The 16,303-nt window shown below is 34.9% G+C and carries 18 protein-coding genes and 1 pseudogene; 15 read left to right on the forward strand and 4 right to left on the reverse strand.

Annotation, left to right across the window (positions count from 1 at the left end; all coding sequences use genetic code 11):
- Positions 1-31 precede the first annotated feature (31 nt).
- From ACQKTA_RS11340 to trhA, 4 genes are all read left to right on the forward strand, one after another.
- A complete protein-coding gene (locus ACQKTA_RS11340) occupies positions 32-1,042 on the forward strand; it encodes a methionine ABC transporter ATP-binding protein (protein WP_427814792.1) in 1,011 nt (336 codons plus the stop codon).
- 49 nt (positions 1,043-1,091) lie between these two features.
- Positions 1,092-1,754 (forward strand): methionine ABC transporter permease, encoded by a 663-nt coding sequence (locus ACQKTA_RS11345; protein WP_427814793.1) that lies wholly within the window; start codon positions 1,092-1,094, stop codon positions 1,752-1,754.
- A gap of 113 nt (positions 1,755-1,867) precedes the next feature.
- Positions 1,868-2,155 carry a hypothetical protein gene (locus tag ACQKTA_RS11350; protein WP_427814794.1) on the forward strand — a complete coding sequence of 96 codons (288 nt, stop codon included), beginning with the start codon at positions 1,868-1,870 and terminating at the stop codon, positions 2,153-2,155.
- A 90-nt stretch (positions 2,156-2,245) separates the two neighbouring features.
- Complete coding sequence (gene trhA / locus ACQKTA_RS11355) at positions 2,246-2,881, forward strand: PAQR family membrane homeostasis protein TrhA (protein ID WP_332581585.1); 636 nt, start codon at positions 2,246-2,248, stop codon at positions 2,879-2,881.
- A gap of 100 nt (positions 2,882-2,981) precedes the next feature.
- Here trhA and ACQKTA_RS11360 read toward each other — a convergent pair whose 3' ends face one another.
- The 3 genes from ACQKTA_RS11360 to ACQKTA_RS11370 form a co-directional block, all read right to left on the reverse strand.
- Positions 2,982-3,443 carry a GNAT family N-acetyltransferase gene (locus ACQKTA_RS11360; protein WP_427814795.1) on the reverse strand — a complete coding sequence of 154 codons (462 nt, stop codon included), beginning with the start codon at positions 3,441-3,443 and terminating at the stop codon, positions 2,982-2,984.
- A 153-nt stretch (positions 3,444-3,596) separates the two neighbouring features.
- Entirely contained in the window at positions 3,597-4,070 is a 474-nt protein-coding gene (locus ACQKTA_RS11365; protein WP_427814796.1) for an ASCH domain-containing protein, read from the reverse strand.
- 442 nt (positions 4,071-4,512) lie between these two features.
- Entirely contained in the window at positions 4,513-5,688 is a 1,176-nt protein-coding gene (locus ACQKTA_RS11370; protein WP_427814797.1) for an AI-2E family transporter, read from the reverse strand.
- A 128-nt stretch (positions 5,689-5,816) separates the two neighbouring features.
- Here ACQKTA_RS11370 and ACQKTA_RS11375 point away from each other — a divergent pair, with 128 nt between their 5' ends.
- From ACQKTA_RS11375 to fghA, 3 genes are all read left to right on the forward strand, one after another.
- The gene (locus tag ACQKTA_RS11375; RefSeq protein ID WP_332581586.1) at positions 5,817-6,359 is read left to right on the forward strand and encodes an acyl-CoA thioesterase; all 543 of its coding nucleotides are present in this window, start codon (positions 5,817-5,819) and stop codon (positions 6,357-6,359) included.
- Between the two features lie 207 nt (positions 6,360-6,566).
- The gene (locus ACQKTA_RS11380) at positions 6,567-7,685 is read left to right on the forward strand and encodes an S-(hydroxymethyl)glutathione dehydrogenase/class III alcohol dehydrogenase (RefSeq protein ID WP_427814798.1); all 1,119 of its coding nucleotides are present in this window, start codon (positions 6,567-6,569) and stop codon (positions 7,683-7,685) included.
- 1 nt (position 7,686) lies between these two features.
- A complete protein-coding gene (fghA, locus tag ACQKTA_RS11385; protein WP_427814799.1) occupies positions 7,687-8,517 on the forward strand; it encodes an S-formylglutathione hydrolase in 831 nt (276 codons plus the stop codon).
- 48 nt (positions 8,518-8,565) lie between these two features.
- On the opposite strand, the gene ACQKTA_RS11390 is transcribed toward fghA, so the two are convergent.
- Complete coding sequence (locus ACQKTA_RS11390) at positions 8,566-8,913, reverse strand: bacteriocin immunity protein (protein WP_427814800.1); 348 nt, start codon at positions 8,911-8,913, stop codon at positions 8,566-8,568.
- A gap of 741 nt (positions 8,914-9,654) precedes the next feature.
- Between ACQKTA_RS11390 and ACQKTA_RS11395 the strand changes: the two are divergent.
- The 8 genes and pseudogenes from ACQKTA_RS11395 (at position 9,655) to ACQKTA_RS11430 (ending at position 16,301) form a co-directional block, all read left to right on the forward strand.
- Positions 9,655-10,547, forward strand: a pseudogene (locus tag ACQKTA_RS11395) (LCP family protein).
- 284 nt (positions 10,548-10,831) lie between these two features.
- Positions 10,832-10,957 carry a methanol dehydrogenase gene (locus ACQKTA_RS11400; protein WP_427814801.1) on the forward strand — a complete coding sequence of 42 codons (126 nt, stop codon included), beginning with the start codon at positions 10,832-10,834 and terminating at the stop codon, positions 10,955-10,957.
- Between the two features lie 26 nt (positions 10,958-10,983).
- Positions 10,984-12,678, forward strand: a complete 1,695-nt coding sequence (locus tag ACQKTA_RS11405) for an oleate hydratase (protein WP_427814802.1) — start codon at positions 10,984-10,986, stop codon at positions 12,676-12,678.
- Positions 12,679-12,838: 160 nt separating this feature from the next.
- Positions 12,839-13,099, forward strand: coding sequence for a hypothetical protein (locus ACQKTA_RS11410; RefSeq protein WP_427814803.1), 261 nt, complete (start codon positions 12,839-12,841; stop codon positions 13,097-13,099).
- Between the two features lie 223 nt (positions 13,100-13,322).
- Positions 13,323-13,583 carry a hypothetical protein gene (locus tag ACQKTA_RS11415; protein ID WP_427814804.1) on the forward strand — a complete coding sequence of 87 codons (261 nt, stop codon included), beginning with the start codon at positions 13,323-13,325 and terminating at the stop codon, positions 13,581-13,583.
- Between the two features lie 315 nt (positions 13,584-13,898).
- The gene (locus ACQKTA_RS11420) at positions 13,899-14,120 is read left to right on the forward strand and encodes a hypothetical protein (protein WP_427814805.1); all 222 of its coding nucleotides are present in this window, start codon (positions 13,899-13,901) and stop codon (positions 14,118-14,120) included.
- 422 nt (positions 14,121-14,542) lie between these two features.
- Positions 14,543-14,911, forward strand: coding sequence for a hypothetical protein (locus tag ACQKTA_RS11425; RefSeq protein WP_427814806.1), 369 nt, complete (start codon positions 14,543-14,545; stop codon positions 14,909-14,911).
- Positions 14,912-15,449: 538 nt separating this feature from the next.
- Positions 15,450-16,301, forward strand: coding sequence for a hypothetical protein (locus tag ACQKTA_RS11430; protein ID WP_427814807.1), 852 nt, complete (start codon positions 15,450-15,452; stop codon positions 16,299-16,301).
- Positions 16,302-16,303 lie beyond the last annotated feature (2 nt).

Raw genomic sequence — 16,303 nt, forward strand, 5'->3', positions numbered from 1 at the left:
ATGTAATTGTAAAATAGAAGAGGTGAGCCGAATGATCGAATTGAAAAAAGTTTCAAAAGTGTATCAACAAAAAAAGCGGCGGATTGAAGCAGTGAAAGAGGTTGATTTAAAAATTGAAAAAGGAGAGATCTTCGGTGTTGTAGGATATTCAGGCGCAGGAAAATCGACATTGATTCGGATGATCAACTATTTAGAGCCACCTACTACGGGTGATATCTTAATCAATGGTCAAAATTTAAAAGAACTTAACAAAAAAGAATTATTGTTAACTAGAAGGAAAATCGGTATGATTTTTCAAGGTTATAACTTACTTTCAACAGCGACGGTTTATGAGAATATTGCCAAACCGTTAAAATTAGAAGGTGTTTCTAAAGAGGTAATCAAAGAGCGTGTGGCTAAATACTTAGCATTGGTTGGCTTAACAGATCGTAAAGATAATTATCCGGCGCAACTTTCTGGTGGTCAGCGTCAACGGGTCGCTATCGCTCGAGCTTTAGCGCATGAGCCGGAAATTTTGTTATCAGATGAAGCGACAAGTGCCTTGGATCCTGAAACAACGGAATCGATTTTGACATTGTTAACGAAAATCAATCAAGAATTGGGAATTACGATCTTCTTGATCACCCATGAAATCGAGGTCGTTCAGCGAATTTGTGACCGAGTGGCGGTGATGGAAGAGGGTCAGATTGTTGAAGCTGGGCCGGTAATTGATTTATTTACGCAGCCTAAAGAAGCAACGACCAAACGGTTTATTGGTGCAAATGATAGTTATGGTGTTCCGGAAGAGGTATTGTCAAATTACCGAAATACGGGACGCTTGGTGCAACTGCAATTTATTGGCGACGAAGCCACCGAACCGGTCTTATCAAAAGTCGCAAAAGAATTTCCATTAAGCCCAAATATTTTAAGTGGTACGATTGGCTACTTAAAAGAGCAGCGACATGGAAAATTATTAGTGCAATTTTCTGGCGGAAGCACAGAAGATTTTGTGACGGCAAAAGAATATATCAAATCACAAGGTATTATTATAGAAGAAATTTGATTGGTTGCTTTATAAAAAGGTTGAAGACATGAAAAGAGGAGGGCATAAAATGAATGCTTTTTGGAGTCAATGGGGCAGTGTCATCATTGAAGGCTTGGGTCAGACATTAGTGATGGTCTGTATCGCACTCACACTATCGATCGTGATTGGAATTCCGTTAGGTGTGTTACTAGTGATCACACGCCCAGGAGGATTAAATAGTAACTTTCCATTATATACGGTGTTAAATAGCGTCATTAATATCTTACGTTCGCTGCCGTTTATTATTTTACTATTTTTGATTTTGCCTCTGACGAAATTTATTATGGGGACGACGATCGGGGTCCAAGGAGTTTTATTGCCATTGATCATTTACACGGCACCTTATTTGGCCCGGCTAGTCGAAACCTCTTTATTAGAAGTAGACGGTGGTGTGATTGAAGCTTATCAAGCCATGGGGATCAATCATTTCCATATCATTCGTAGTGTTTTATTACGCGAGGCACGCGGCGGGATCATTCGTGGTTTGACGATTGCAATGATCGGATTGATCGGTGCAACAGCGATGGCTGGCTTGGTCGGCGCAGGTGGGTTAGGTAGCATTGCCTATCAATATGGCTTTTTAAGAAATGAACCGACGATCATGTATACTACGATTATCTTATTGATTATTTTGGTCCAAGTCGTTCAGTCATTAGGTAATGTGATTGCTAAAAGTTTAGATCGTAATTAACAAGCAAATGATGGTGTTGGAAGCATTTATTTCCAATTCATCATTTGCTTTTTGTTATACTTAAGGTAAATGAATTAAACTGATTATATCAATAAGTAAATGAGGTCGAAAAGATGAAAGCAAAAGATTTATTGACGGCGATCCAAGTGGATTCAGCCGGCGAATTAACACAATTGTCTTCTTATCAATTTGTTTTTATAAAAGAAGGGGAGCAAGAAACAAATCATTTGGCAGTCAAAAGGACGGCTGATAAAATTATATTACAAAAAAATTCCTCTGAGATTTTGCGTCTTAATGTATTCATTAATTTGTTGAACGAAGCCAAGGATGCAGAAATCTATTTCGAAGAGGAACTAGTCTTTGGTTATCGTTTGGTAGATCAAGGAATCGTTTTGGGCTAATTTTCGACTATCTAGTTATTATAACTAGATTGCATTATTTTATTAATCGTGATATATTGTCTTTAGAAATTAATATGAGGTGATAAGCGAATGGAAGCACAATTTAGTCGAAAGTATTTAATCACGAACGAAGTGTTGAATGCGGTCACACATGGTGTGGGTGCGCTGTTGAGCATTGCGGGTATTGTTCTGTTACTACAAAAAGCAGATAGTCCGTTGCATTATATTTCATTTGTCATTTATGGTGTGTCCTTGCTGATGCTTTTTCTAGCGTCAACGCTTTACCATAGTTTGATTTTCACCAAAGCCAATAAAGTGTTCCAAGTTTTCGATCATTGTTCGATTTATCTTTTAATCGCGGGAACCTATACGCCATATTGTTTGTTGTATATCCAAGGTGTGATCGGCATTGTTTTACTATCAGTTATCTGGCTATCGGCGATTGCCGGAATTATCTATAAATGTTTGACTTTAATGAAACAAACGTCAGTCTCTAAAGTTTCAACGATCCTTTATAATGTCATGGGTTGGGGTGTAGCGATCGCATTGCCTGTGCTTTACAAAAGTGTCGGCCTAAAAAGTTTACTTTTATTATTGTTCGGCGGAATTGCTTACTCCGTAGGTTCGATCTTTTATAGTATGAAAGATCGTCGCTTTATGCATGTAGTTTGGCATCTATTCGTGATGTTAGGCGCCTTGCTGATGTTTTTATCGATTTACCAATAAGAAAAAGCTGTCCCTTTTAAAAAGGACAGCTTTTTTTGTGAACAAATTTTATATAAGAGTTCTATACTCTGTATATGATTCCTCTTGTTTTAATTAGATTTTAGAATAAATCAATTGATAATCGAATCATATCTTTTAACACAAGACCATTTTCTATTATTTCAAAATCATAGTGTTTAAGAAAAAAATTTGTATCTATACAACTTACTCGAAAACCACATTTTTGATAAAGATATAGTTGCTTAAAACTAGTACTTCCAGTTCCCACAGTTATTGTTTTTATATTAAGGGACCTTGCTTTCTTAAGAATAGAATTTATCATATTTTGTGCTATTCCTTGACCTTGATATTTTGGTAATACAGCCACATTAACTATCTCAGCAGTGTGAGGCCTTGTGGGTAACAAAATAATTATTCCTACAGTTTCTTCTTTTATTTTACTTTCGAAGCAAATGCTTCTACACAAATAACTATTAATGTTATCTATCGAGGGATCAGCATCCAATAATAAATCATAATGAAGCTTCGAAGGCGCATAAAATCTGTTAATAACTAAATCCATAATTATTCTCCTTTACTAACAGCATACAATAAACCATTAATCTTACAGTATTTTAAACAATTATTGCAATTTCATACTAGTGATTCTCAGTCGAATCTAGATTATAAAAACGATGATGATAGATAATTAACATCCAAAATAGTTAATTAATCTCTATTTTCTCCAAATTACTTTAAATTCTTCACAAACAACTTTCATTTTTTCTATATCTATATTGTCGAGGTTATCCATCTTTAAACTTTTTTTCCAAAAGTCCAAATGTACTTTTTTCCAGTAGTCTAGAGATCTATCACCTTCGCCTTCTTTGTAAGCATGGTCTTCTGATACAGCATCAAAAGTTGTGACATATACTGTGGTATTTTGTAATATTGCTAAAGGTTTTTGTTCTCCATTCAACAGAATATCAAATACTCTAGGATTAACTTTAGGTAGAGGCTTTTTATGTTTTTCATATTGAATAAAGGCACTAGCAGTAGCAGTTTTTCTTCCAATTAAAACTAATTCAGCCAATTCGTCAGCCAGTTCTTTGGTATTCCCGAAACTCCATGCAGCACCAAAAGTAATATTCTTGAATATAGGTTTTTCTTGCTTAAAATCAATCCAAAATTTTTCTTGTTCTTCGTTCATTTAAGCACTTCCTTTTTTACCTATAGTATCTTAATAGCTAAACATCTTAATAAATTTTTTTGATTTTTACCATTGTCATAACCTATTGTCTCATAGAATTTATGTGCTTCTGCTCTTTTTATTTAGAATTTTAATCGAACAGCTTTATAGTTTCTATTTATTACTTCCTATTCTAAAGCATACATAAGCTTCTATCCACAACCTGTTCATTTTATTTAACTATTGATAAGGCTAAAACATCAAATAATGTAAAAGAATCATTTTTAAAATTATTATACTCTCAAAGATAAGCTTATCATAATTGTGATTTATGCAGATTACTCATTTTTTCAATAAAATCTTTTTTAGCCTTATTCTTGCGAATAAAAAAGACAAAGTACTAAATATTAGTACTTTGTCTACATTCTGAGCTGTTCCTTTTAAAAAGGACAGCTTTTTTTGCTTATAGATAATCGTCTTCGGAAAAACCGGTCTTTCGATAAGTACCTTCATCAGCAAAGTATTTATTGTAACGTTGCTTGAATTTTCGGAAGGTAAAGACGACGAGCAATTTGATCATTGAATAGATCGGGATACCAAAAATCACTCCGACTAGTCCAAGTAGATCCCCCATGACTAATAACACGACTAAAATCGTAATTGGATGAATCTTTAATTTATCGCCCATTACACGAGGGACGACTAGGTCGCCATGTAATAGCTGAACGACGAACCAGGCAATCACGAATTTGACGACCATAAAGGTTGAATCTTGAAAAGCAATGAATAGCCCTGGAAGAAAGGCCAGGAAAGAACCGATATAAGGAATAATACTTAATATCCCTGCTGCTAAAGCAATGACGGTCGCGTATTGCAGACCTAAGAGTAAGAAAACACCCCAATAAATCAGACCTAATAATAAAGATGCAATGACTTGACCTTTTAAAAAAGCGCCTAATTGTTGATTTGCGATTTTGATCAGCGCACTAGAATCTTTACGAAACCGCGGCGGAATCAATTCCATTACTGTGTTGTATAATTTTTGGGGACTTTGGATCAAAAAGAAAGCAATGATCGGCCCAGTAAATAAAGTGATCGCGGTACTAGAGACAGCAGAAAAAATCGTTCCTAGTCCTTTTGCGCCATCTTGCCAATTATTTCCTAAATAACTAAGCGCTTCGTTTGTTAACTTGTCAATCGAATTCAAAGCTTCATCTGAAGAAGCAGCAAACGGAGTCGCATCCAAAAAGCGGCGAACGGTTTGTTGGAAATCCTCTAAATACGTAGGAAATTGTTTGACCAAATCTTGAGCTTGGTCACGAATCACGGGAACTAAACGAGCACCACCGAAAAATAGAATCGCAAGAATCACGATATAGGTTAGCGTGATACTGATCGTCCGAGATAATCCCTTTTTGCTGATAAAATTTACAATCGGATTCAATAAATAATAAATCAGTAAGGCGAAAATCATTGGTGGTAAGATAGTGGTAATGATCACTACTAATGGTTTGAAAATAAAGGAAACAGTCGTTAATAAATAAATGGCTAGAGCACTTAAAATAATCAAACCGATCAGATAGTAAGATGTTTTACCACCAAAAAATGGAATGAGTTTTGAGGGTTTTTCTTTTTCCATCATGTAAACCTCCTTTATAAGCCAAGTATACAGAATGTACAATCGGCTGTATACTTTTGTGAATTTTTGAAAAAAAACTTGTAAAATGAGATAATCAATCAAAGACAAATAATAGAAAGAGTGATATTTTGACTGACACAAAAACTTGTCGCGAATCGCGCGTAATCCAGACCCACCGAATTTTTCCTTTTGACTTGAATCCGTTTGGTTTTTTATTCGGTGGAAAGCTGATGACATTGATCGATGATGCGGCTTCAATCTCTATTTCAAGACATTGCCGACGTGGTGCGGTGACAGCTTCGTTGGATAATTTAAATTTTTTAAAACCGTTGCATGCCAATCATTCTGTTTGCGTGAAGAGCTATGTTTCAGGGAGCCATAATAAATCAATGGAAGTCTTTGTCAAAGTAATCGGTGAAGACTTATCCACAGGCGAGCGCTATTTGGCCGCAACATGTTTCACAACTTTCGTCGCGGTACCTTCGCACATGAATGAAGAAACGGAATTCACTGTGCCGGCAGTTATTCCAGAGACTGCAGAGGAGAAAATGGTCTGCGATGGGTACCAGCAACGTCGAGACCATCGCTTAAAAGAGCGGGACGACTACAAAAAATTTGCGGCATTATTATCAACGGAACTTCCTTGGTCAGATGAAGGCACGGGTGATTAATTGATTTTTTCGAGTACTTCGTCGATGGCGGAGTACTTTTTTAGTGAAACATTTTGCTGGATCGATATTTTGGGAAACGATTTGATTAGTGACAGGCTGATTCATTTAATTGGTTTAATCGCCAGCCCCCCAGTATACTTAAAAGGAATGGACAAATTATTGTTCGGTTAGTATTCAAATTAGGTAGTAGAAAGAGGGAATGTGGAAATGAAGAGTAGAGCAGCGGTGGCTTTTGAAGCCGGAAAACCTTTAGAAATCGTTGAGATCGACGTGGCGGATCCAAAACCAACGGAGGTCATGGTAAAAATATTGTATACCTCTGTTTGTCATACGGATGCTTTCACTTTATCGGGGGATGATCCTGAGGGTGTTTTTCCAGCGGTTCTTGGACATGAAGGGGCGGGCGTCGTCTATAAAGTTGGTGATGAGGTTACATCCGTCAAAGTTGGGGACCATGTGATTCCTTTATATACACCAGAATGCGGGAAATGCGAATTTTGTCTATCTGGTAAAACCAATCTATGTTCGGCTGTCCGTGAAACACAGGGCCAAGGATTGATGCCAGATGGAACGACGCGATTTTCTTATCAAGGAAAGCCAATCTACCATTATATGGGCACGAGTACCTTTAGTGAATATACTGTCGTCAATGAAATTAATTTGGTGAAAATTGATGAGCTGGCACCATTAGATAAAGTGGCTCTATTAGGGTGCGGCGTAACCACCGGCCTGGGAGCGGTTGAAAATACGGCTAAAGTAGAAGCTGGAGCGGTAACAGCAGTATTTGGATTAGGTGCGATCGGTCTAGCAGTGATCCAAGGATTGAAAAAAGCTCAAGCCAAACGGATCATTGCCATCGATACGAATCCTGATAAATGGGCATTGGCTAAAAAAATGGGCGCGACGGATTTTGTGAATCCGAAAGATTTTGAGCGTCCGATCCAAGAAGTCATCGTTGAAATGACGAATGGCGGTGTGGATTATAGCTTTGAATGTATCGGTAACGTCGATGTTATGCGCTCAGCGCTTGAGTGCTGCCATAAAGGTTGGGGCGAAAGTATTATTATTGGTGTGGCTGGCGCTGGTAAAGAAATTCATACGCGTCCCTTCCAATTGGTAACCGGCCGAGTATGGCGCGGTTCTGCATTTGGCGGTGTCAAAGGTCGAACTCAATTACCTGACATGGTGGAAGAATTTATGGCTGGTTCGATTGATCTGGATTCGTTTATTACGCATCATTTAGATTTTACTCAAATTAATGAATCGTTTGACTTATTGCATCGTGGAGAATCGATCCGAACGATGTTGACCTATGGAGACGCCTAATATGACAGTTGAAATAATAGAAAAACATCAATCTTTTGGTGGTCAGCAAATCAAATATCGTCATGATTCCGCAACTTTGAAGTGTGAGATGACGTTCAGTTTGTTTTTGCCGCCAGAAACCAAGACAGCTATGCCATTGATCTGGTGGCTCTCAGGACTGACTTGTACGGACGATAATTTTAGTCAAAAAGGTGCGTTTCAAGCTTACGCTGCCAAAAATCACGTCGCTTTTGTGATGCCGGATACTTCTCCAAGAGGCGTTGCTGATAGTGGCGATTGGGATTTAGGACAAGGGGCAAGTTTTTATCTAAATGCGACTCAAGAACCTTGGCAAGCAAATTATCAGATGTATGATTATTTGACCCAAGAACTTCCGGCGCTCGTTTATTCGTTGCTGCCTAATTTTTCTGGTAAAGAAAGTATTATGGGCCATTCGATGGGTGGCCATGGCGCATTGATGATTGGATTAAAAAATCCCCAACGTTTTTCTGCGATTTCCGCCTTTGCGCCGATTTCAAATCCAAGCCAAGTACCATGGGGACAAAAGGCTTTTACTGCGTATTTGGGAACGTCGGTAAACACATGGCGGGCATGGGATGCGACGGAGTTGCTGAAAGAAGTTGGGACTAAGCATGCACCGATGTTGATCACCCAAGGAACCGACGATAATTTTTATCAAGTTCAGTTGAATGAGCAAGCCTTTTTAGCGGCTGCAGATGCTAGTGATGAAGCAATCAGTTATCGTAAAGAAATTGGGTATGATCATAGTTATTATACGATTGCGACGTTTATCGAAGAACATATTGCGTTTCATGTTTCATATTTGAAATAAATAAAAAGTGTCTTTAACGAAGGAGTTAGAGACACTTTTTTTATTTAGTTATGAATGGCGCGGAATTTTTTCTGACCAAGTATAAAATTGCGATTTGTCCGAAAAGTCGGCTTTATATAGGCCGTTCAATCCGGCTGGCTGGCTGGATAAACCAAGTTGGATAAGCAAGTTTTCTTCTTCCGCTGAATAGTGTAGCCGACCTTTTAAAGAAAGCGTACGGATATAATTGACTAAGCGATTGAGTAATGCGGGTGGATTGTTAGAGGTATCTATTTTTAAGTATACTTGCAATAAAACATCTGTAATATCTAAAAGTTCGGGGGACGGATTTGTTCGTTTCGATAGAAGATTGTACAATTCATGAATAGTGTTTTTTATTTGAAGTGAATTTTCCAATTTTGACCGATCCTTTCAATAAAAAATAGCTACTAACCCATTTTATTAAAAAAAGTAGTAGAGTGAGTGCATCATCATATAAGGCCATCTTTATGCAAAATATTCCTGTTTTTTATTTTAATAAAAATGACTTTATATAATAATGTAATCTTTTATCAGCGATAACAAGATCTATCCGAAGAATATCAAAATAAATGAATGACGAAAAGCAGTTTCGTTATTAACAAATGCTATATTCGAATAAGATAAAGCTTATTAATGCAGGCGGATTACGAGATACTTTTTGAGAGCAATTCAAAGTAAGGAATAAAGATCATTCCCCAAAATTTTGATCTACTTTATGAAGAAGCTGGGTCTGGTAAAATAGTAACCTATTGGAAAAAAATCCAGTATCCGTATTGAAAACTATTTTTATTGCAACAGAATAAGTGGACGTAATCTGTGAGATATTCAGAACTATTGGGACTTTTAACGGTCATTATTAACTAAGAGAATTTAAGAGACTGGATTATTTTTTTTGAATATATTTAAGTAGTTTCTAGTCTTGATTTTAAAAATAACCGAAGTTCTTGCAAATATTTTGTTATTAATATAGCGTTTAGATCCAAAGTGTATTATTGTAATAGTATATTAAAAAAACAGCAGCCTTAATGGTTATAATTGGTATTTTTGGAATGTTACATTAACGATCTATTCGTTAATTTTAATAGATAGATGTGAGTGACAAGAAAGGATCTGGGAATGAAAATTTTTAAAAAAGTTATTCTAATTATATTAGGTATTATCGTGATCGTAGAAGGTTACCTTGTTTTTTCTTTTCTTCAAGGATACGATTCAACGAAGCAAGACCATTCTAAACAGGCCGTTTCTTTCAACGGGGAAGAAGCAAGCGATCAAAATGATTTGAATGTATTGATCATCGGAACTGACTCTCGACGAGAGGATGCGGGACGTTCGGATTCTTTGATGATCGCGCATTACGACCAAAAGAAAAAGCAGCCAAAACTTGTTTCATTGATGCGTGATAGTTATGTGGATATTCCTGGATATGGGATGGATAAGATAAATGCGGCGTATTCCTATGGCGGAGTAGAGTTGGTTCGAAAGACGTTAAAAGAAAATTTTGATATTCCGATAGAATATTATGTGATCATCAATTTTGATCACTTTAAAGAAGCTGTCGATAGTTTATTTCCTAAAGGAGTTACGATCGATGCGGAAAAAGATTTAGATTTAGACGGTGTTTTTATAAAAGCTGGAAAACAAAAAATGGATGGTAATACGTTGTTACAATACTCTCGTTTTAGAGAGGATGAGGAAAGTGATTTTGGTCGTATCAGACGACAGCAACAAGTACTATCTCCATTTCACAACAAGTGACTGACGTAACTTCGCTAAGTAGACTGCCTAAAACAATCGGTAAATTATTAGGCTATGTGGAAACCAATATTCCAGAAAAGACGATTCTAAGTGTTGGAAAAGATTTTGCCTTAGGCAGTAATAAAGAAATGGAGGCCCTATCGGTTCCCATCGAGAACTCTTGGCAATTCAATGATGATACCCCAAGTGGATCAGTATTAGAGATTGATACAGAAGTAAATGCTAAAGCCATCAATAAATTTCTAACGGAATAAGGAACAATAGAAGAAAACCTATCATTTATTTGATAGGTTTTTTAGTTAATAATCAAACAAATTTGTACCAATATACACAGAGTATTTATTCAACGAAAAAGTGAACATTAATATTGATGATACCGAATGAATAGTTATTTTAGCTATATTTGCTGACTAATTTAGACAATTTAAGTAATTTGTTTATATTTTGAAAAGATAAAAGTGCTTAGATTTGTAATTAAATATCGGTGGTTCTAAAATCAAAGTGTAAGGACAACTTAGTAAATAAGGGGGTATTTTTTATGAAGAATAAATTATTTCTATTAAGTATCGGGTTATTGACAATTAGTGGTTTAATTTTAGGGAAAAAAACAGGATTACTCAAAAATGATGATCATCTATACGATGAATATGATACCAGTAAATAAAGATTTGAAATGAGGGATAATTTGTTATGAGAAAAAATAAAGCTGTAATGATTGGGGCCGGCATTGCTAATATGGCTGCGGCCGTCTATTTAATTCAAGAAGGCGGTTGGAGCGGATCCCAAATAAAATTTTATTCATTAGATGATCATGGATCAAACGATGGAGCACCCACAGATACAGTGACCGATGAATATTGGAATGAAAACCATCCAATGGAAAATACTAAAGGCTACATCGCACGTGGCGGTAGAATGTTAAATTATCGTACGTATGTGGATTTAATGGATTTATTAAGCAGAATTCCATCTGCGACAGAGCCTCATATGACGGCGGAAGAAGATACTAGGGAATTTGATGCAAACCATCGGACCTATGACATCGCACGTCTACTTGAAGGTGGTAAAGGAATTATTAATGGTGGAAAATTAGGGTTTGATAATACGGATCGTAAATTATTGACCAAATTGATTTCAATGCCTGATTCCGAAGAAGAAAAATTAGATAATGTTACAATTGCTCAATACTTCAAGGATGATCCACACTTTTTTGAAACGAATTTTTGGTATATGTGGGAAACAACTTTTGCCTTTAGAACCAGAAGCTCTGCTCAAGAGTTCCGTCGCTATATGCATCAAATGATTTATGAATTCACCCAAATCGAACATTTAGTTGGTGTCAATCGTACGAGATACAACCAATTTGAAAGTATCATGTTGCCTTTGATCAATTATTTGAAAGATCAAGGCTGTGAAATCGTTCTAAATCGATTGGTAACTGATTTTGATTTTAAAGAAACTAAAATGCAAGATGAAATTACAGTAACAGGTATCAAGATGACGGATACTGTCACAAATGAAGATCATTATTTAACGATAGATGATGATACCGCCGTCATTTTTACAAATGGTTCAATTACTGATTCAGCTACGTTAGGGGATTACAACACACCGGCAGCTGAAAATATGGACTATGGGGCTGCGTCGAGTCTTTGGAAAAATATCAGTAAAAAATTCTATAACCTAGGAAATGCGGATAAATTCTTTGCTGACCGCGATGCAAGTGAATGGGTAAGTTTTACTCTGACGACTAAAGATCATTTACTATTAAATGAAATTGTCAGAATTACGACGCAAACGCCAGGTAATGCGCTAAACTCATTCATTTCAACCACACCAATTACACCGCTAGGCCATAAGGACGTCAATATGTCGATCGTAGTTCATCATCAACCACACTTTACAACACAAAAACCTAATGAAACCGTCATTTGGGGCTATTTCTTGTATCCAAGACGTCAAGGAGAGTTTGTTGAAAAAGAATACATTCAAATGACTGGTAAAGAAATGGCACAGGAATTAATAGGGCAATTGTCTAAAGTTGATCCTGGTCCGGTCAATATTGCTGAAAAAGAAGAAGCGATTCTAGAAAGTATCGTTAACAATATACCTGTATATATGCCGTATGCTTCGGCGCTATTTAATAATCGTGCAAAAATAGATAGACCTAAAGTAATCCCAGAACATTCGACTAATTTAGCCTTTACTGGTGAATTTGTAGAACAGCCTTATCAAATGATTTTCACTGAACAAAGCGCTGTTCGTTCTGGAGAAATCGCTGCGTTTCATTTTGCTGGAGTCCCAATGTCTAAATTAGTTAAAACGCCAAGATATGACAAAGATATTCCTACATTGCTAAAAGCAGCCAAAAAAATGTTTGATTGAACAAACGATGATTTTGTAATTACTATTAATTAATACAAGGAAGAAGGTTCTTATGATAGGATCCTCTTTCTTGTATTTTAAGGGAACAAAAAAAGCGAAATTGGATTAAATCGATGGTTAAATTAATGATGATCAATAATGAAGATAGGAATGATTTATAATGAAGACACGTACAAAAATCGGTATCGGGCTTAGTATTGCGGCTATTTCTGGAATATACGCTTCAGTGAGCTTATCAGAAGAAATTTTAAAAAAATTGAACCAAGAAAAAACACGCTATAAAACAAAAAAAATCGTGAAAGATAAATTTGCAGGTAACGAAGCCTTATTGACGCTAGTTGATAATTTATCTGATCGTGAACTTGAAACGATCAATCAAATTGCAAAAAAGATAAGTGAAACTAAAATTACTAAAAGATGATAAGCAAGTTTTATTCGAGCTAAGTTTGTTATTGAAGAGATATTATTGGTAACGTATTAAAAACTATTCGTTTTTAATACGTTACTTTTTTGTGTACAAAGTCATTATGTTTAAAAATAGTAATTATTTTGTTTATAAATGAATTATTTTGGTTTATAATGGTTCTGTTTGTAGCGATACGGTGAACAAGCAAAATTAAATTGTTTTGGAAAGGAAAATAATGATGTTTGAAGAAATAGGGTTGTTGAAAAATATTCGGATGGGTAACATTTCGGCTTCAATTGTTCAGTTTGATTTGATGACGCTTTTGAAATCGTTTAATTGTATTGCAGTAGAGCCCAAGCTAGTCAAAAAAATTTCCATGTTTCCAGATGGCAAATACCTGATCAAGGCTGAAGGAGAAATCAATAGTAATAAGCAGTTAGTGATATCCAATTTTTCAGTGATAAATTCTGATAATACTGCAAAGCTACTGTTAAATTAAATTTGGAGATATTAAAAATACAAATCACACAGCTTCCTATCGAAAGGTTACACAAATTGTCTAAAGGTTATGACATCAATTGTTATTTTCATGTAGCTCATAGACAGCTGCCAAATTTTCAAAGAATGAAAGTAAGGTGGTCTTAATTAGTGATACAAGAGCTTTATTGTCGATTACCTTACTATTTTGAGGTGAATCAATAACGTAAGATTTTTGGTCAATTTAACTTAAATAATAAAACTAAATCAGGTTTTTGTTGTCTTTTCATTAATGATATGATTATTACCTAAAGTATCATTTAGGAGGTTTTACCACTTGGGTAAATGGTTAGTTGATTTAATTAAAGACGCTGGACACACACATTCAGGACAAACATTTCAAGTAACTGAATTAGATTCTTGGCAAAATTGTCCAGAAGATAAATCAAAACAATTAGAACAACATTTTAAAGGCGTGGTAACAAACGGTGTTTTATCACGTTATGTCGAATGTATCGGTGTAACGCCGGAAGGACATGAGCTATACAAAAGAAATTAGAAAAGGACAGCCATCTATTGGCTGTCCTTTATTTTTTTGTTATATAAAAGCTGTTTGATAAAGGTATACCAATATGCTATTATTAATATATATAACTTTTAGAACAACTTTTGAATATATATACCTATTATTTTTTCTGAATAATTTTGATTGATGATTAGTGGGAGCTTTAGATGCAATTTATAATATCTTATGGTATGGGGGAGATATTCTTTAAAGCAAAGTGGATTGAAGAATAAGCTGAAAATAATAAATACTGAGGTTAATTTGTTTTGGATATAAATATTTTTTGATTCATTTGAAAAATTAATAATATTTTTTTGGAATTATTTAATTTCTAAATGTCAGATAATATATTTTCAAGAGTAATCTAGAGAATTTATTAGTAGTAATTTAGTTAAAAAAGATGGAGGTGCGTAGTAATGAAACGATTATATTTGAATATAGCTGAAATGAATGCGATTCTTATCTCTATGGCGTTTTTTGTGGATTACTTATTTATACCTGAAAGTGTTTATCATACTTATGTCTATTCTGTTGGGTTTCATATTTTTTTAGTAATAATTCCATTTATAGTGTTTCTTTTATGTATGCAATCTCAAAAAAAATTAGAACATGTTGTTGATTTATTCAACGCCTCGGGCATGTCTGATGCTTCATTAGCAAAAAAAACTAAAATTCATGAAGATAGAATTTCTGAGTTAAGAAGTACCGCAACTTTATTTACAGATAAGGAAGTTAAATTGATTAAATCAATACTTGCAGACTATAATAACAAAAAAATCGTTTAATTTAATATATAGAAGCTTTCCATCAAGGAAAGCTTTTTTGTTTTTTAAATAAAGTTTGAATATTCTTATAATGAAAATTGGCTGTTATTAGCTTCAAACTTCAAACTTTGAACAGCTAATTCGTATAGACAAAATAATTAAACTGATTTATGAGAGAATGAAAATTCGTGATCCGATGTGATGTATAAATCGTAGTTAATATATTGGATATATTTTAGTAAAGATTGATACGCATTCCTGCCAATATAAAAATATTTTTTATTCATTTTTACAACATAAAATTATAAATTTTTAGCCTATTAGTATTTTAGAGTTAAACATAGTTAGGGTAGAAAATGTTTTTTAAACTATAATAACTAGCGTATTTATTCATTTTAAAAATATATAATTATAATAAATGTTTATAACTTAAATAACAAAAAATGATTATTTATTATGTTTAAAATAACTAAAACATTGTAAAAATGTTGAATAAAAATGAACAAAATGTAATAATAATTTTGTAAATGATCAAAAAACAAAAGGAAGGTGTTTTTTTTTGAAGAAAAATTCGTTAGGTAAAAAAGTTGTAATTTGTTTAGTCACATGTAGTTTTTTCACACAGTTTTATTTTCCGCTGAGTACCTTTGCTGAAACAACGTCGAGTACTAGTTCTATTGTAGATGCTGATCTTACTGATCATATCGAAATACCTAATCGTACAATTCATTTAAATGTTGGTGATGTATTTGAACCTCAAAATTATGCGACAGCTTATAGAGGAGATCAAGAGATATCGTATGGTGAAAGTAATGGAGGGCAGTTTACTGCAATTGTCAATGAAGTAGATACAACAAAAGAAGGAACGTATAATGTGGTACATCGATTACACAACCCGTCAGGGAGTTCCGTAGATGAGTCAATGACGGTTATCGTTGACAGTTCAGATCGCATTGAAGTACCAAACCGTACGATACATTTAAATGTTGGCGATGTGTTTGAACCTCAAAATTATGCGACAGCTTATAGAGGAGATCAAGAGATACCGTATGGTGATACTAACAATGGTGGCGAGTTCATTGCGATTGTCAATGAAGTAGATACAACAAAAGAAGGAACGTATAATGTGGTATATCGATTACACAACCCGTCAGGGAGTTCCGTAGATGAGTCAATGACGGTTATCGTTGACAGTTCAGATCGCATTGAAGTACCAAACCGTACGATACATTTAAATGTTGGCGATGTGTTTGAACCTCAAAATTATGCGACAGCTTATAGAGGAGATCAAGAGATACCGTATGGTGATACTAACAATGGTGGCGAGTTCATTGCGATTGTCAATGAAGTAGATACAACAAAAGAAGGAACATATAATGTGGTATATCGATTACACAACCCGTACCAATAGTA

The organism is Enterococcus sp. 22-H-5-01, from assembly GCF_050310005.1.
In the GTDB taxonomy this organism is placed as follows: Bacteria; Bacillota; Bacilli; order Lactobacillales; family Enterococcaceae; genus Enterococcus_A; species Enterococcus_A hailinensis.

What these genes read in the sequence shown, in the direction of transcription:
- ACQKTA_RS11340 (WP_427814792.1), top strand. Translation starts at nt 32, where the DNA reads ATGATCGAATTGAAAAAAGTTTCAAAAGTGTATCAACAAAAAAAGCGG.
- ACQKTA_RS11350 (WP_427814794.1), top strand. Translation starts at nt 1,868, where the DNA reads ATGAAAGCAAAAGATTTATTGACGGCGATCCAAGTGGATTCAGCCGGC.
- trhA (WP_332581585.1), top strand. Translation starts at nt 2,246, where the DNA reads ATGGAAGCACAATTTAGTCGAAAGTATTTAATCACGAACGAAGTGTTG.
- ACQKTA_RS11380 (WP_427814798.1), top strand. Translation starts at nt 6,567, where the DNA reads ATGAAGAGTAGAGCAGCGGTGGCTTTTGAAGCCGGAAAACCTTTAGAA.
- ACQKTA_RS11365 (WP_427814796.1), bottom strand. Translation starts at nt 4,070, where the DNA reads ATGAACGAAGAACAAGAAAAATTTTGGATTGATTTTAAGCAAGAAAAA.
- ACQKTA_RS11360 (WP_427814795.1), bottom strand. Translation starts at nt 3,443, where the DNA reads ATGGATTTAGTTATTAACAGATTTTATGCGCCTTCGAAGCTTCATTAT.
- ACQKTA_RS11400 (WP_427814801.1), top strand. Translation starts at nt 10,832, where the DNA reads ATGAAGAATAAATTATTTCTATTAAGTATCGGGTTATTGACAATTAGT.
- ACQKTA_RS11415 (WP_427814804.1), top strand. Translation starts at nt 13,323, where the DNA reads ATGTTTGAAGAAATAGGGTTGTTGAAAAATATTCGGATGGGTAACATT.
- ACQKTA_RS11345 (WP_427814793.1), top strand. Translation starts at nt 1,092, where the DNA reads ATGAATGCTTTTTGGAGTCAATGGGGCAGTGTCATCATTGAAGGCTTG.
- ACQKTA_RS11425 (WP_427814806.1), top strand. Translation starts at nt 14,543, where the DNA reads ATGAAACGATTATATTTGAATATAGCTGAAATGAATGCGATTCTTATC.
- ACQKTA_RS11410 (WP_427814803.1), top strand. Translation starts at nt 12,839, where the DNA reads ATGAAGACACGTACAAAAATCGGTATCGGGCTTAGTATTGCGGCTATT.
- ACQKTA_RS11370 (WP_427814797.1), bottom strand. Translation starts at nt 5,688, where the DNA reads ATGGAAAAAGAAAAACCCTCAAAACTCATTCCATTTTTTGGTGGTAAA.
- ACQKTA_RS11405 (WP_427814802.1), top strand. Translation starts at nt 10,984, where the DNA reads ATGAGAAAAAATAAAGCTGTAATGATTGGGGCCGGCATTGCTAATATG.
- fghA (WP_427814799.1), top strand. Translation starts at nt 7,687, where the DNA reads ATGACAGTTGAAATAATAGAAAAACATCAATCTTTTGGTGGTCAGCAA.